This window comes from Magnetococcales bacterium, from assembly GCA_015231755.1.
Taxonomy (GTDB): Bacteria; Pseudomonadota; Magnetococcia; order Magnetococcales; family Magnetaquicoccaceae; genus Magnetaquiglobus.
The window spans coordinates 43,763-59,712 of record JADGAZ010000022.1 but is presented as its reverse complement, the minus strand read 5'-3'; the positions used below and the strand labels follow the sequence as shown (position 1 = coordinate 59,712).

At 56.9% G+C, this 15,950-nt stretch carries 10 protein-coding genes; 6 read left to right on the top strand and 4 right to left on the bottom strand.

Annotated elements, in window-relative coordinates; translation table 11 throughout:
• Positions 1-45 precede the first annotated feature (45 nt).
• The 6 genes from HQL98_13755 to HQL98_13730 all read left to right on the top strand — a co-directional run bounded on the left by HQL98_13755 (position 46) and on the right by HQL98_13730 (position 7,997).
• Positions 46-2,793: an ornithine decarboxylase gene (locus tag HQL98_13755; GenBank protein MBF0273110.1), complete on the top strand. Its 2,748-nt coding sequence runs from the start codon at positions 46-48 to the stop codon at positions 2,791-2,793.
• Positions 2,790-4,292, top strand: a complete 1,503-nt coding sequence (locus HQL98_13750) for a biotin carboxylase (GenBank protein ID MBF0273109.1) — start codon at positions 2,790-2,792, stop codon at positions 4,290-4,292. Before HQL98_13755 ends, HQL98_13750 begins: the two co-directional genes overlap by 4 nt.
• Positions 4,289-5,269 carry a hypothetical protein gene (locus HQL98_13745; protein ID MBF0273108.1) on the top strand — a complete coding sequence of 327 codons (981 nt, stop codon included), beginning with the start codon at positions 4,289-4,291 and terminating at the stop codon, positions 5,267-5,269. The genes HQL98_13750 and HQL98_13745 overlap by 4 nt, the downstream gene beginning before the upstream one ends.
• A gap of 63 nt (positions 5,270-5,332) precedes the next feature.
• Complete coding sequence (locus HQL98_13740; GenBank protein MBF0273107.1) at positions 5,333-6,304, top strand: hypothetical protein; 972 nt, start codon at positions 5,333-5,335, stop codon at positions 6,302-6,304.
• A gap of 28 nt (positions 6,305-6,332) precedes the next feature.
• Positions 6,333-6,818 carry a hypothetical protein gene (locus HQL98_13735; protein MBF0273106.1) on the top strand — a complete coding sequence of 162 codons (486 nt, stop codon included), beginning with the start codon at positions 6,333-6,335 and terminating at the stop codon, positions 6,816-6,818.
• A gap of 30 nt (positions 6,819-6,848) precedes the next feature.
• Entirely contained in the window at positions 6,849-7,997 is a 1,149-nt protein-coding gene (locus tag HQL98_13730; protein MBF0273105.1) for a class I SAM-dependent methyltransferase, read from the top strand.
• 116 nt (positions 7,998-8,113) lie between these two features.
• Here HQL98_13730 and HQL98_13725 read toward each other — a convergent pair whose 3' ends face one another.
• The 4 genes from HQL98_13725 to HQL98_13710 form a co-directional block, all read right to left on the bottom strand.
• The gene (locus HQL98_13725) at positions 8,114-9,070 is read right to left on the bottom strand and encodes a cation transporter (protein ID MBF0273104.1); all 957 of its coding nucleotides are present in this window, start codon (positions 9,068-9,070) and stop codon (positions 8,114-8,116) included.
• Positions 9,071-9,159: 89 nt separating this feature from the next.
• A complete protein-coding gene (locus HQL98_13720) occupies positions 9,160-10,383 on the bottom strand; it encodes a hypothetical protein (GenBank protein ID MBF0273103.1) in 1,224 nt (407 codons plus the stop codon).
• A gap of 47 nt (positions 10,384-10,430) precedes the next feature.
• Positions 10,431-11,399 (bottom strand): hypothetical protein, encoded by a 969-nt coding sequence (locus tag HQL98_13715; GenBank protein ID MBF0273102.1) that lies wholly within the window; start codon positions 11,397-11,399, stop codon positions 10,431-10,433.
• Between the two features lie 10 nt (positions 11,400-11,409).
• Complete coding sequence (locus HQL98_13710; protein ID MBF0273101.1) at positions 11,410-15,255, bottom strand: hypothetical protein; 3,846 nt, start codon at positions 15,253-15,255, stop codon at positions 11,410-11,412.
• Positions 15,256-15,950 lie beyond the last annotated feature (695 nt).

Here is a 15,950-nt window from a genome sequence, read left to right as displayed (position 1 = left end):
CCTGACCGCCGCCCGTCCCTGGGGCCGTGTACCCGGAGAGGCATCATGACCCCCTCGACCCCTTTCGATCTGCTGGATCTGCGCCTGTCTTTGTGGCAGGAACTCTCCGCGTTGGCCGGTCGGGAACCATTCCCCGCCGATGCGTTCAACACGGCACTGACGCGACTGGCACCCATCGACCGCTTTTGGGCCTTTCCCGGTCGGGAAATCCTGCAACGCCTGACGCAGCATCTGTCCCAGGGACGGCACGCACTGATCGCCCAGTTGGTGAACAACAGCCTGTACCATCTGCGCGGGGAGCGCTATCGCCAACAGATCTTTTTGCCGTTCCAGACCCATCTGGAACGGCTGGACCGTCCCGCGTGGCACGAGGAGCAACAGTTGGACGCGGTGCCGACGGCCCGTTCCAGGCCCTATTTCGAGGTGCTGGTGATCCTGCCCGATCCGGAAGCCGGTTCCCTGCGCTACCGGCAGCAGTTGGCCAGCTTCCGCTCGCCCCACGACGAATTTCTCTACGATCTGGTGTGCGTCGGCAACGCCGAAGACGCCCTGACCGCACTTTTGGCCAATACCGATTTGCAGGCTTGCGTCCATGTCCGTCCCATTCGGCCCACAGGGGAAAATTCCGGCCCCTGGTTCGAGGCCTTCAGCCGGCCCATGCTGGCGGACGGGCCACTGCCGGTGCCGGAAGAGGATGTGGAGGTGACGCTGTGCCGCACCATGCGCAGCCTGCGTCCGGAGTTGGATCACTACCTGATCAGCGAGGCGGCCCCTGCCGGACTCGCTCCGGCAATCAGACAGCTCTTCAACCGGGTCTTGTTCACGCAGCATCCCTTCCACGATCTGCATCTGGCGATGCTCAACGGGGTGCGGGATCGCTTCTCCACGCCGTTCTTCGATGCCCTGCAAACCTACAGCCGACAGCCCAGGGGAGTGTTTCACGCCTTGCCCCTCTCCCGGGGAGCGTCGGTGAAAGGTTCGCCGTGGATTCACGACATGCTGGAATTTTATGGCGACAACATTTTCCTGGCGGAAACCTCCGCGACCCAAGGCGGGCTTGATTCGCTCCTCGATCCCACCGGCGCCATCAAGCAGGCCCACGTCAAGGCCGCGGAGAGCTTCGGCGCGGATTCAAGCTATTTCGTCACCAACGGCACCTCCACCGCCAATAAAATCGTCATGCAGGCCAATTTAAGGCCCGGCGACATCGTGCTGATCTCCGCGGATTGCCACAAATCCATTCCCTACGCGGTGATGCTGACCGGGGCCTGTCCGATCTTCCTCGAAACCTATCCGCTGCCGGAATACGATCTGTATGGCGGAGTGGATCTGGCTCAGATCAAGTCGGTGATGCTGGATCTCAAACGCCACGGTCGCCTGGAGCTTTTAAAACAGATCTGCCTGACCAATTCGACCTTCGACGGCCTCGTCTATCATAGCGAGCGCTACATGATGGAGCTGCTCGCCATCAAGCCGGATCTCATCTTCCACTGGGACGAGGCGTGGTCGGCGTTCGCCCATTTTCATCCCCTCTATCATGGCCGCACCGCCATGACCGCCGTGGAACGGATTCGCCGGCGGATTCGGGACCATGACTATCACCGTTTTTACGCCACTTGGTCTGCCGGCTTCGCCGCCGATCCATCGGAGGAAAAATGGCAGGGTCGCCTTTATCCGGACCCGGCGCGCATCCGCCTGCGGGTCTATGTGACCCAATCGACCCACAAAACGTTAAGCGCCTTCCGGCAAGGATCGATGATCCATATCGTCGATGTGGCGTTTCATCAGGCCCGTTTTCTCGAAGCCTTCCGCATCCACACCTCCACCTCGCCCAACTATCAGCTCATCGCCTCCTTGGACATCGCCCGGCGACAAACGGCCCTGGAGGGATTCCACCGGGTGCGGGAGGCGATCCGGCTGGCGTTGCAACTGCGGCGCTGGATTCGGGAATCGACGCTGCTCAACGGCTATTTCACCGTGCTGGGGGACGAGGAGCTGATTCCGGTTTGCCATCGCCTGCCGGCAGCCGACACGATGGACGGGACAGACGACGAAACGGATAACGGGTCCAGGATGACGGACCACGGGACCGATACGCCCCTGGCGCCGGAGCTGGCGCATCTGCGCCGCCGCTGGGGCCATGAGATGTTCGTGATCGATCCGACCCGAGTCACCCTGGATGTCGGCAGGACGGGTTTGGACGGGACGGGTTTCAGGCAGTTGCTGATGACCCGCTACAACATCCAGATCAACAAGACCTCCCGGAATACCGCGCTGTTTCTGATCAACATCGGCGCCACCCAGGCGACCATCGACTATCTGTTGCAGGTGCTGCGGGAGATGGCCTCCCACGAGCGACGGCGCCGCGCGGTCCCGATTCCGGTCGCCCTGTTTCCCATGCCCGGCAGACGCCACTTCCACGCGGCCTTTCTGCCCTGGAAAGACGGAGAGTATCCCGCCAGCAATCTACGCGCCGCTTGCAACCAGGGGGACGACGAGGCGAACGTCACCTATGCGCCCCTGTCCGCCGATACCCTGCTGCAAGTCCAGGGCGGACGGGTGCTGGTATCGGCGGCGTTTGTGACCCCGTATCCTCCGGGCTTTCCCATGATCGTGCCGGGACAGATCATCACGGCGGAGATACTCGACTTCTTCCGCCATACCCGGATTGGGGAAATTCACGGATTCGATCTCGAAGACGGCTTCAAGGTGTTCCGGGAGGAGCATCTCGCACGACTGACCGGTACCCCGGCACACCCTTGGCCACTTGACCATTTAAGGACAACACCATGAACCAGGAAACCAGGCGGCCCTTGGACTCCATCGACCGGATCCGGGAATATTTCGCCGCAAGCCCGGTGCCCTATCGTTTCATCAGCGCCACCAATTTCAACCTGATGGGGCTGCATGAGTGGGTCGGGAATTGGCAGAATATCAATCTTGTCGATTGTTACGACGGCGCTCATCCCCGGGTGCGTCTGGTGGCAGACGACCGCAGCCGGAATTTCACCAGCCTGGAAGAGATCAACCGTCACCTCCTGGAACGCGGTCTCGCCGGAGAGGGATCCCCGCAAGGGGAGAAAAGTGACGCCCCTGCGCCCCGGGCGCTGTTTTTGTTCTTCGATGAGTCGATCGAAGCATCATGCCACCGGATGGGGGTACGGATCGCCCTCCCCCCCAACCGTCTGGTCCAAGAGATCGACAGCAAGATCGTCACCACCGAACTGGGAGATCAGGCCGGAGTGCCGAGCGTTCCCAACCGGTTGGCCAAAATCGGCTCCTTCGCGGAGCTGCGCCGGGTGGCCGCCCAGGCCGGACTGGGGGAACGCTGGGTGGTGCAGACCGCCTACGGGGATTCCGGCAAGACCACTTTCTTCATCGATAACGAGGTGGACTATCTCAAGGTGGCCCGCAAGCTCTCCGCCGAGGCCCAGGTCAAGGTGATGCGTCGGGTCAACTGCCGGGGCACCGCCATCGAAGCCTGCGCCACCCGCTGGGGAACCTTCGTCGGCCCGCTGCTCACCGAACTGATCGGCGATCCCGGCCTCACCCCCTATCCCGGGGGATGGTGCGGCAACGAGCTGTATCCGGAATCCTTTCCCGCCGCCATCCGGCAACAGGCCCTGGAAAAAACCAAGGCGCTGGGTCAGGCGCTCTATCAGCGGGGCTACCGGGGTTACTTCGAGGTGGACTATCTGATCGACCGGGATACGGGGGAACTGTACCTGGGGGAACTGAATCCCCGCATCACCGGGATCAGCGCCATGACCAATCTGTCCGACTTCAGCGCCCGCACGGTTCCGTTGTTCCTGTTTCATCTGCTCGAATACGACGACGGCGTGGAGTTGACCCTCGATGTGGAGGCGTTCAACCGCGCCATGCTGGCGCAAGGGGCGCAAGGGATCGCGGCCCAGATGATCCTCAAGTACACCGAAGAGCCGTTGCAGATGATCACGGCAGCGCCCGTGTCCGGGGTCTACCGGATGGAAGCCAACGGCGGACTGAAGCTTGAAAGGCCGGGATACGACCGCCGGGCCGCCCTGGGCGCCGACGAGGCCTTCATCCTGCGCATTCTCACCGCCGGGGAGTATGCCTACAAGGGGGCCGATCTGGCGATTCTGTTCGTCAATCAGGTGATCGGCGACGACGCCGGACGCCTGGGGCCGACGGGTCTGAAATGGCTGGCGGGGCTCAAGGGACTGTTCGGGTTCCGCGCCCTCGACGCCCGGGAACGCGCCCTGCTGGCGCGGGTCCGGACCCCCTCGATCAACAAGAGCGGACCCGCACGATGAGCTTTCATGCCAGCAAACGCTTTCAGGCCGTGGACGAGCAGCGGCCAGGCCCCAAATGGTTGGCCCACTATCGGGCCGCCATGCCCGCCTACCGGCGCTGGTTCGCCAGCGAAGGAGAGCTGAAACGGCCGGGTCTCGCCGAGTGCCGGGCGGCGTTGGAGACCCATATGCCCGAACTGGTGCCCTTCTGGGAAAACCTGCTGACACTGACCCAGGCGGATGCCCAGGATGCCCGATTGTTGAGTTTCTACTGTCCGGCCCCCTATCTGACCGGCTGCACCCAGTCGGTGTGGACCCGGTACACGCCGACTTTGGTGCGCAACTACGACTATGCCCCGGACTACTGCGAAGGCCGCATCCTGAAAAGCCGCTGGCACGATACCCATGTGATCGCCTCCACCGATTGCCTCTGGGGGGTGCTCGACGGCATGAACGAACACGGGCTGTGCGTTTCCCTCTCCTTCGGCGGCAAGAGCGATGTGACCGAGGGGTTCGGAATTCCCATCATCTTGCGCTACATCCTGGAGTTCTGCACCACCGTGGACGAGGCGGTGGCGGTGCTGACCCGGGTACCGGCGCACATGGCCTACAACATTCTGCTGTTGGATCTCCAGGGACAGGTGCGCTGCGTGGAACTGTCTCCGGTGGCGGCGCCAAACGTGACCTGCAAACCCTTCGCGGTCAATCATCAGGGGGATTGCGTGGTCACCAACTACGCCATGTTCTCCCGATCCTACGAGCGGCAGCAATTTTTGATCGGCAAGCTGTTCGATCCGTTGACGAGCATTGAATCCTTCGTCAACGCCTTCGAGTATGCTCCACTGTTCACCGCCAACTACGCCCAGGGGTTTGGCACCCTCTACACCGCGATCTACAATCCGTTGCTGCGGACCATGGAATACCGCTGGCCCAATCAGGTGCGCCTGTACCAGTCCTTCGCCTTTTTTGAAGAGAGCGAACTGTGGGTCGAACTGTGAAAAATTGTCCGGCCTTGACGGACCCGTGCCAGCAAAAATTTCTTTCCAATAAGGAACAACGTCATGAAAAACAATGAGCTTCGAGAACTCCGCCCCGACGGCTGGCAGGCGGTCGCGGTGGCACTGGCGTTGATGTCGGGGAACGCCGTTGCCGGGGAGGCGCGCGGCGACAACCACTCCGGAATTCCGGACGGCTGGCAATTTCGGCTGACGCCCCAATTCACCTTTTTGCCGTATGACGGAAAAACCACCCGGGATGAGGCCAGAGACTACGGCGTGACCTTTGATGCGGAACGTCCGGAGCGCTACGGGATCACCCTGGCTCTGTCCCACATGCGTCTGGAGATGCAATCCGGCCTGCCGGCGCTGGATCAGGATACCGGTTTCGTGTCGGGCCGGGTGCATGTCACCTCCTCCTGGTTGCCCGGACGGCTGACCATGCGGATGGACGGCTACTATTCATCCAGCAACGACGCCACCCACGAAACCGACGATGTGGGCACCATCGCCTTGCAAATGTCCTATCTGAACACAAGCCGTAGCGGCTATGTGGATCTGGGATATGCCGCGAGCGGCTACGGCGACAGTCGGATCGGCAACGGAGACCTGACCGTTCAGCAGTGGACCCCGACCCTCGGCTTCGCCCTGAACGGCGGTACGGAATGGGTTCAGGCCCGGTGGTACGACATCCGGGTCTCCAATCCCCGGCGGGCCATGCAGCATTCGGGGACCGATGCCGTGGAACTCAAGTGGACCCACTATTTCCCCTCGGGGAACGGCTGGCTGCCGGGTTCGACCCAATTGGGCGCCCTGCTGGGACAACGAATCTACGGCGTGGACGGGGATACCGCCGTGTTGTTCAATCTGGCCGACACCCAGCAAGGGGGCGTGATGACCGGGGCGCAATGGCAGCTCGGATCCCACGTGGATTGGCTGCTCAACGCCGGAATGGACCGCTACACCACCCAGGTCACCGGCCCCACCACCCATTACACGGCAAGCCATCTGTTCACGGGGGTCACCCTGCACTGGTAGCCCCTGAAGCCCACCGGCTGGACCCGCGATGGCCAACACCATTCAAGGTGCAGGCGTCGCGGGTCGCAACGCGGGTCGCAATGCGGGTCGCAACAGGGGCAATGGAAACATCAGGGCAATCGGCAACCCAAGCATTTTCAAACTTCACGGCCATACGGCACTGTCAGACAACCTACAAGCACACATTCCATACAGGATTCTCCCTTTCCGACACAAAATACTCATTATAAAAATCATCAATACGAAAAGCGATTCAACGCTCACGATTGATAGTGGACCAGGCAAACAATCACTTTCACAAAACACAGCAAAATGCATTGAAAGAATCTGGACTTTTGATATACTCCGTCTTATTGACGAACAGTCAGACCCCTTCCCAACAGGACAGCTAAAATTTCCGCAACACAAAGCAGGTCAATCCCCCATCAAGAAAACCATATACAGCAAACAAAAAAAAATTATCATCCTGTTGGACAGGCCACACTCCTCAACAAAAAAAGTAAAAAGACGCTGACGCAAGGCTGACTTTTTTACAAAAGGACTCATGAAGATGCAAATAATACCAGAACCCAAATGTATTCAACAAAAATTCATGAATGGGGTGGTGAAACGATTCAAAGAGAATGGATATACGTATCAGGAATGCGCCAAACGCCTGGGAGTGGATCCCTTCCTGGGTGTGCCATTCAACAAGATTCGTCGCCCGACATGGCAACCCGATCCCCGCAATGGAACGGACATGTTGATCTCCTTGTTCATAGATGGGAACCCGATCCCCTTGGCAACGGCCAGCCAATTCTTTCCGGCATCGGATCTTGACCATCTGGCGGAAATGTCACTGATTGAAATATCGGATACAACGGTTCGCGCACCGTTGAGTCTGTTTCCCTGCTTCGATCACTACATCGTCACCGACCCAATCGAAAAAAATCCTGACATGAATCAGGTCATGTGGTTATTCGCCGGATCCTTTATTTTCGGAACCGTCATTGATCATCTTCTCTCCTGCAAAAAACGGGATCGCGGGCTGGATTTATGCACCGGGGCGGGTGTCCACGCCCTCATCGCCAGTTCGCATTGCCGCGAGGTGATTGGTATCGACAACAATCCACGAGCCGTCGCCTTTGCCAATTTCAGCAAGGCACTCAACGATATCGGCAACGTGGAATTTCTTCTGGGTGATGTGTACAAGCCTGCGGAAGGCGAATTCGATGCCATTGTGTCACATCCGCCTTACATCCCGGATGCGGGTTCACAAAGCGGTTCCAATTTCTGGAGCGGGGGCGCAACAGGCAATGAGATTGTCCAACGGATTATCACAGAACTGCCCCGCTATTTGGAAGATACGGGAATCTGTCTGATCTTCTCCATTTTCCCCGACCTGCCGGGTCATTCGGCGCGTCTGTATTTCGACCAATGGCTGGCAGGAAGATCAACCGATTTTGATATCCTCGACAGCTCGTTACGCATGCCTGGAATCCAGAATACCCCTTATGTGGAAAAAAATGCGGAAGTCCGGGAGTTGATCTTTACGGGGGGCATTTTTGCCCTGAGCAAATCCCGGCATGGCGGCTCATACCAAACCAATCCCCCCCCCTCATCCCAATCTTGTTACCACATCTTCGCGCCCGATGGCAAAACCGCGTCAAGCACAGAAGTGGACATGATGAACGCCTGGATCAAAAGCCGTTAAGACCAAACCGATGCAAGACGCATGAGCCATGCAGAAAACCGGTATGGCGACACAAAAGGAACCCATCCACAGGTCCACACGGATCCAGGATGGGTTCCCCGCCTTTCATGACGTCTCTAAGGAGAGAGGGCGGGAGCGGGGAAAAACGTAATTTGAATGTTTTCGATGTGCTTGACCTTGTTGCGGATCGTGCGGGTCATTTCCATCCGGACCAGGTGGGATTCTTTCACCGACAACTCTCCCGCCAGAAACACTTCGATATCCACCGCGAAAGAGCTGCCCATGCGGCGTCCTTTCAAACTTTTGATACCCGCGATTCGTGGTGAAGAGCAACAAAAATGCTGAATCTGGGCCTGGACATCCTCAGGCAAGCCCATGTCCAGCAGACCATGCACCGCATCGATGACGATGGAACCACCCAGTTTGACAACCAGCATGGAGACCACCAAAGCCATGATGCGATCGGCGGTGATGAAGTTGAAATGGGTCAACACCGCACCGATCAGGACCATAATGGCAGACCAGGCGTCCACCCGATTGTCCATGGCCGCCGCGCGAATGGCCGGATTGTTGTTGTGGTCTGCGGTACAGGTCATGATGCGATACATCATCCAGGAAGAGGCGGCCAGCAGCAGGGAAGAGAAAATGGCCACCACACCGGCGCGTTGAATCTGACCGTTCTGGATATCTTGAATATTGTGAACAAAAAACAGCATACCGCCAAAAACCAACAAAACACCGATCAGCAACGCCGACAGAAACTGTATCCGCCCGTAACCATACGGAAACTGATTGGTTGGCGCTTTGTGGGAAAATCGGATCGCCATCCAGTTGATGCCCTTGGAGAGGATATCCCCTCCCATCAACAACGCCAGGGCATGCAGGCCCGCGCTGCCCGTCAATGCCCCCATGGTCGTGCTGAAAAAGGCTTCGCACAGGGTCACCATGAAGTCAAGACGCGCCGCGCTGTTGGCGCATTGCCGACAATGGGCCGCAGAACGCTTTTCCTGGTCTTCAACCGGTTGAATGGGAATGAAGGGTTTGGGGCAGGCTTGAGCGGTTCTGGAAGTCAATGGCTGTGGTCCGTAATCAAGAAGTCAAGGCAACGATGGATCATAGCAGTTTCAGTGCCGGGCTTCCAGCCCAATCCATCCAGCCTAGCTCAACTGGTGTGAAAGACAAATCCTGGCACATCCCGGATGGCATCCTGCAAGCGACCGTGCTGAACGATCAAGGCGTCGATCATGGGGACATCCGCCAAGACGGTCTTGTCTCTGAGTGTGATCAAGACCGACTCCATGGTTTGACACAGATGGATCACTTCAAACAGATTGAAAAATTCGGCCACCCCCATGATGGCGTTGAGACGCTGAATGGCATGAGGTATCACATTCAGAGGCGTGGCGCCGAGCCGATGTTTCAATTGATACAGATCGTTTTCGAGTTCCACCATTTGTTTGTTCGCTTCCTGGACAAACATCCAAAGCTTGTCATCGATACGGGCGGGTCTTCCGACCAGCCATTGCATGATGACCTGACGCGCCTTGGGATCCACGGCATGCCAAGCAGCCGGATGTGTGCGGGGATCGCCCAGATTTTTGATGAGGAAATCCCTCAGCAGATTGCGCAGACGGGTTTCGGCTTCACGATCCTGAAACGGACGCAACAACACTTCGGCCAATTGGGTGGTGAAACCGGCGACGATTTGCATGAAGCGACCCTGTTGATCGCGAAAACCGTTCAGCAGGGTTTGAAGCTGTTCGGTCTGCAAACCGTTGCTGTCGGCATAACGACCCATCATCACCAGCAGACGGTCCAACCCCTTGCGGACGAAACCGTTTCGGGCCAGATCTCCGGACAGCCCCGCCGCCTGACAAAAATCGTAATAGGTGACTTCTCCCCGATAGATTGTCTCGGCAAACCTCTGCGGTCCATCCGGGTCCAACAGGTGAAACCGTTCGCACCGTTCTTTCCAGGCCATCAGGCTGGGTTGACGACTGTGGACCAGATGTTTTTCGATCAAATTCTTCCAAAAAGCCAACTGGCCGCCTTGGGGATAGTGCAACAAGACATTGTGAACCAACGCCGACAACGTGCCACTGCCAGGATTGGCGGCAAACCACTCCTCCCACTGACGCAACACACCGGGATCATCCGCCAGGGTACGCCCGTCACCGAGAGTCTCGAACAAAAACCAGGGCATCCGTTTCAGATCCTTGCGGGACAGACCGGAAAGCGTACCGGTTTCCCGGATATGGTCGGTGACACGCTCCAGACCGATTTGCCGATCCTCCACATCCGGGGTCCGGATCAGGGGAAGCGCGGCCAGTCGTTCGGCAATCTTCTCTTCGGCACGGGCGAGTTTGCCACCGATGGGCATCTGCATCGGGAAAAAAAACGTGTACTGATGATTGATGAGTGCGCGTTTTAAGCTCATTTCAGGGCATCGAGCTTTTGGGTCAAGCGATCCAACTCTTCAAAAAGCTGGGGAATGACCGCAGGAGGTTTCGGATTGACCAGGAAAAACCGTATGTCAATGCGTCGATTGGCCGCGTCGGGGGTGGGTTCCGCATAAAAGATCACCGGACGACGATCTCCATACCCACTGATCCCGAAAACAGGTTGCCCTTTCTGGTTGCGCAATCCGCCCAGAACCGAATCCGCCCTCTCGACGCCCGCATCCGGATTCTCGCTGCCCAGCAGGGTCTCGAAGGTCTTGATGGCCCGCATCCCGGACAGATGCAAATTGTTGCTGTGGGGATTGGCCCGGCTCAAGGGAATGTTGTCCGTGTGCCCTTCGATGAAAACCGCGTCGAGCGTACCGGGATTCCATTGTCGATCTTCACAGAAGGAGGGTCGGTTGGTGCTTTCCAGCGTACCGGCGTAACAGGGCAGATGCCGCGCCAACACCCGGGTCAATTTGTTCAGGGTCTCCTCTCCGCCGGGGGCGAACTGGGCCGATCCGGACGGAAAAAGAATTTCATTGGGCAGACGCAGCAGGCCATGATTGGGATCGATGAAAACCTTGAGATTTTCGTTGGTCTGCAAGTCCCGATGAATGTCCGTGAGCAGTTGAAACAAAAGCTGAGCGGTCTTGGCCATGTGCTGATCCAGATCCCGCTTGAGATGGGCCGCCAGATCATGCAGTTCGACGATTCCGGTTTCGAGTTTTTTCAGTTTCTCATTCTGTTCTTCGTTGATTTTTTCCATGCGTTCTCGTTCCTTGGCGGCCTTGATGTACTCGGAACGAAAATCGTTTTCGGAATTGCCCATATTGAATGAGAAAATAATCAGGATGACAATAAAAACATAAAGCAAAGCCGACATCACATCGCTGATGGAGATGGAATAGTCATGGGCTGTGTACTGTGGCCCCCTGATATCTCGGCGTCGCTGATACATGGGAGATCCGTTACTTTACGCTCGACAGGGTTTGAACAAAAAAGGACATGGAATCGTTCAGATCGTCCAGCTTTGAATTGAAGTCCCCGATGGTATCCTTCAATTGTTGCGAGACGCTTTCCATGTGTTCATCGACGCCACCGATGAATTCCAGAATTTTCTCAGAGGAGAAGTCCTCCAGATCGCTGTTGATCGAGGCCATGGTTTGTTGCATGGAGGCGTTCACCTGATCGAACCGGTTCTGGTGTTCGGCCCAGGTGGATTGCAGTTGGTTTTGCATCATGGCGATGGTGGATTTCATCCGTTCCTGGGCATCCTGGAAGGCGGCCAGGGTCTGTTCCGCCCCATCCCGGGCAGTGCCTTCGGTGATGGAAATGGAATGGGAAAGCTGTTCGACGCTTTGAATGGTGTCGTGAATGCGGTTTCCGGCCAGGGCCACCTGACGGGCGGTCTCCTGGATGGGTCGGATCAGGATGGTGGACATCTTTTCCAAAAAGCCGCTCATGCTGTCGTTGAGGTCTTCCAACTTGGTGCCGAAGTCCCCAATGCTGTAGCCCAGTTTTTCGCTGATGCCGCCCATATGGTCGTCCACACCGGAAATGAACTGCAACACCCGGTCGGAGAATTCCTGCAACCCGTTGTTCAGATTCACAAAGGTCCGTCCCAACGACTCATCCACCCCCTCAAAGCGGGTCTCGTAGTTGTGCCAGAGGTTGCGCAACTGCTCGTGGGCCTTGGTAATGGCGGCCAGGGTATGACGGGCGGTCTCCTGGGTATCGTTCATCGCGTTGGAAACCCGTTCCAACTTGTCGCTGCTGGTTTGCAGACGTTCTCCCGCCACGGCGATCATCATGGCACCGGACTCCATGGCATCGATCATCTGACCAAAACGACCCTGGGCCTGATCGAACGTTGAAGAAAAATCGATCACCCCGGCGATGGCGTGACGGCTCTCTTCGGACCAGCGGGTGGATTGCTGCAACGTCTGGGACATGCGGTTGGCGGCGACGTTGATTTCGGAGGCCGCCTGCTGGAACGATACCGCCGTGGACTGGAGCAGATTTTCCAGATCCTCGTTTCCGAGGTTGAGCTTTTCGTGGGACTGTTGCAGCACCGTGGCGACCGCCTGATTGCGATCGTTGATGCTGTGGATGGTGGCCTGATGGTTGGCGTCCATGCGTTCGATATAATGCAGGATGCCTCCCAGAACCTCTTCAAAACGTTGCTGGAACATCTGTCGATCTTCCAACACCGGCGCCTGAATGACCGGTTGGGGTTGGGCCGACGCGGACGACGCCTGGATCACGGAACGTTGCAATTCGCCCATGGCATGACGCACCCCTTCCATGGTGATTTTCAAAGAGGCCAGGGTGGCGTCGAGTCGGGAGGAGATCCCATCGCTGGATTCGTGGAATCCACGTATCATTTCCGCCTGATTGCTGGAAAAACGATTGACCAAAGAGGCCAGGGCGTCGTCGAGCCGGGAGGAGATTCCATCGCTGGAGTCATGGAATCCACGCATCATTTCCGCCTGATTGCTGGAAAAATGCTGGACCAACGACGCCAGGGCGTCATCCAGTCGAGAGGTGATCCCATCGCTGGATGCGTGGAACCCACTGATCATTTCCGCCTGATTGCTGGAAAGATGATTGATCGAGGTGGCAAAATGACTGGCCATGCCGGCTGCGGTCTGTTCGAGGCTTTCGGCGGCGTGGAGGATCAATTCACCGGCCACCACCATGGATTTGGAAACACTGGCGACATCCTGATCCTCGGTCGCGCGGGAACGTTCCATGAGACGGGTGATGTGATCGAGCAGCGTTTCCGGATTCATGCGGGCACCGTCCTCCCGGGATTGGGTACTCGCCAGGGTATCGATTTTCGAGCCAACCTGCTCTTGGAACCGTTCCATGCCATTCAGGAGTTTCTCGGTGGCGACCAGCAGATGGGGTGCGGCGCCGAAGATGCGTTGCATTTCGTTTTGCACCGCCAGCATGGCGGTGGAGGAGCGGGCCAGATCCTCCAGGCTGTTGCTCATCTGACCACTGAAACTGTTCGCCGATTCCCGCAGCAGTCCCACCAGTTCCATCTGAGCGGATTTCATGCCGGCGGCCACGGCGCCCAGATCGGTCATGGTGCGTTCCATGCGTCCGGCAAGCCCCGTCGAGGAGTCCCGCAGCGCCACGGACATCTCCACCTGGGCACTCCGCATGCCGGCGGCCACATCCGCCAGATCGGCGATGGTGCGCTCCAGCCGTCCACTCAGGCCCGAGGTGGAATCTTTCAGTCCCACCGTGGAATCTTTCAAGATCGCCGCCACTTCCATTTGGGAATGCTTCATGTTCGACGCCACATCCGCCAGACTGGACAACCCGCGATGCCACAAGTCGTCCAGATCCTTGGCGGATTGCCGTTGTTTGCCGGAAAGGAAATTCTGGGTATGGTCGAGGGTTTCTTTCAGAGTGTGGGCGGCGTCTTTCAGAGACAGGGCGAGCCGTTCATTGTGCTGATCGAGACTGGTATGCAAGCTGGAAACATTTTGTGCGAATGTCTGGATCTTCTGATCGGTTTGACTCTGCTGGTCCACCTCGATGCGGGTAACCGCGCCGACCAAATCCTGATGCAGTTGCTGTTGGGCGTTCTTCATATCGTTCACGGCGCCGGTCAGGGTCTGCACCGCCTGATCCAGACGACCGAAAGAGCCTTCGGCGGACTCCCGCATCAACGTGGACATGCTGACGCCAAGGCCATCCATGGATTCCCGTATATTCCGGGCGGTATCGAGCAACCCTTTCTGACTGCCATCTCTCAGGTCTTCCCACAGACCGGTCTGAAGCTCTTGTTGCTTGCGCAGATTTTCGTTGAGAGAAAACAGACCCAGTTCGATGGATCCCAATTTCTGCGCCAGGGTGGACTGGAGTTGATCCAGCAGGGGGGCCAGAGCCGATTGCAGGGAATCCTGATGGGCGGAACGCTGATTGTCTTGATACCGGACCAGGGTTTCAAACATCTTGCCCAAAGCCGGAGCCAGACTCGCCCCGATGCGGGTATCCATGTCCCCTGCGCCGCCGGCGGTGGCGGCTCCCCGATCTGCGGCAGGGGCCTTGAGGATCTGACACAGTTTGCGCAACTCGATCAGTTGTTCCATCTGCACGGTGTGGATGCGGGACAAGCCACTGTTTTCGTCATGGGACATCTCCAGACAGGTTTCCAACTGCTCGCTGAAACGCTGAACCAGACGACCGACCCAGTGTTGCCGACGCTTTTCCAGAATGGAGAACAGAATGGACAGGCCAATACCGAAAATGGAAGTCAGAAAGGCGGTGGAGACACCGCCCATCAAAAACTTCATCGCCTGTTTCATCTCCTGGGGACCGGCGGACATCCCGTCCTGAGCCAGATAGATGCCAGCGACCAGACCCACAAAGGTGCCGAAAATACCCCCACCGGTCAAAAATCCGGGGATGGCATCGTACAAACGTGAATTGATATTGACAAAATAAAGACTGCGCTCGTTAAAATATAAAGCCGGTTCCGCCGTGGTGCGGATGGGCAGAGCGGCATTGGTGGTGGGCAGGGTCAAATGTTTTTGGAACTCCGCCCACGCCGACGCAAAAAAATGCATGTCGGGTTCCAACATGCCTCTTTGGAAGCGGGTCCACTGGCTGGCGAAACGTTGTTTGCGGATCAGATCCCGTTTCAAGGGATCCTGGGTTTGATTCTGATCCGGAGACAGACTGCACTCTTCGATCAGACGCAGCCCCTTTTTGACCTGTTTGCCGATGCGTCGGGTTTGAAAATAAAACAGCCCCAAGCTGATCAAGAAGCCACTGATCACCAGGAAGGCCAAAACCAAATGCCCTCCAAGTCCAGAGAAAAAAGTGGCAATTGCAATCATTTGATAGCCTTCCTGTTTCTGATCATCCGACGATGGGGTAACCTGTGAATTTTACCGGGAAGGTTACAGACGAACAGCCTCTGACGCAATGGTTTTGAACAGAAACTGAAAACCAGACCGTTTATCCACATTTAAATCCTTATGTTTTTTATAATACTTTTAAGACCAGCCTAAAAACAGCCACCAAAAATTAAAATCTGCAAATCTTGCATTGCATGTGTATTCTACGAGCCTGCGATCCAAACGGAACCAATTAATCTCATCAAGATCATCCATAAAAAGATCCATAAAAAGATCGTAAATTAACACTATACCTATTACAAATACTCTTCCACGCTCACAATGAGTGGAATCACAGCAAGAATCAAGCGTTCATGTCAGTTGATTGTCGCCAGAATAATACAGCTCTCGGACGAACGTCGCAATCAAGAATTATTTCTATTTAAAAAAAACACCAAACCCGCAGATTTTGCTTGAATTAATCCAAAAAGTCCGCTAAAAAGAATCCACAAATGGCAGATTTTCATTGGGATCCCCTCGGTACGGTCGCCACCTGCAAACGCTCTCGCCTTCAGACCAAGAGCCAGGGAAACCCAAAACAAGAACAAGAACAAGAACAAGAACAAGAACAAGAACAAGAACAAGAACAAGAA

What these genes read in the sequence shown, in the direction of transcription:
- HQL98_13755 (MBF0273110.1), top strand. Translation starts at nt 46, where the DNA reads ATGACCCCCTCGACCCCTTTCGATCTGCTGGATCTGCGCCTGTCTTTG.
- HQL98_13750 (MBF0273109.1), top strand. Translation starts at nt 2,790, where the DNA reads ATGAACCAGGAAACCAGGCGGCCCTTGGACTCCATCGACCGGATCCGG.
- HQL98_13745 (MBF0273108.1), top strand. Translation starts at nt 4,289, where the DNA reads ATGAGCTTTCATGCCAGCAAACGCTTTCAGGCCGTGGACGAGCAGCGG.
- HQL98_13740 (MBF0273107.1), top strand. Translation starts at nt 5,333, where the DNA reads ATGAAAAACAATGAGCTTCGAGAACTCCGCCCCGACGGCTGGCAGGCG.
- HQL98_13735 (MBF0273106.1), top strand. Translation starts at nt 6,333, where the DNA reads ATGGCCAACACCATTCAAGGTGCAGGCGTCGCGGGTCGCAACGCGGGT.
- HQL98_13730 (MBF0273105.1), top strand. Translation starts at nt 6,849, where the DNA reads ATGAAGATGCAAATAATACCAGAACCCAAATGTATTCAACAAAAATTC.
- HQL98_13720 (MBF0273103.1), bottom strand. Translation starts at nt 10,383, where the DNA reads ATGCAGATGCCCATCGGTGGCAAACTCGCCCGTGCCGAAGAGAAGATT.
- HQL98_13715 (MBF0273102.1), bottom strand. Translation starts at nt 11,399, where the DNA reads ATGTATCAGCGACGCCGAGATATCAGGGGGCCACAGTACACAGCCCAT.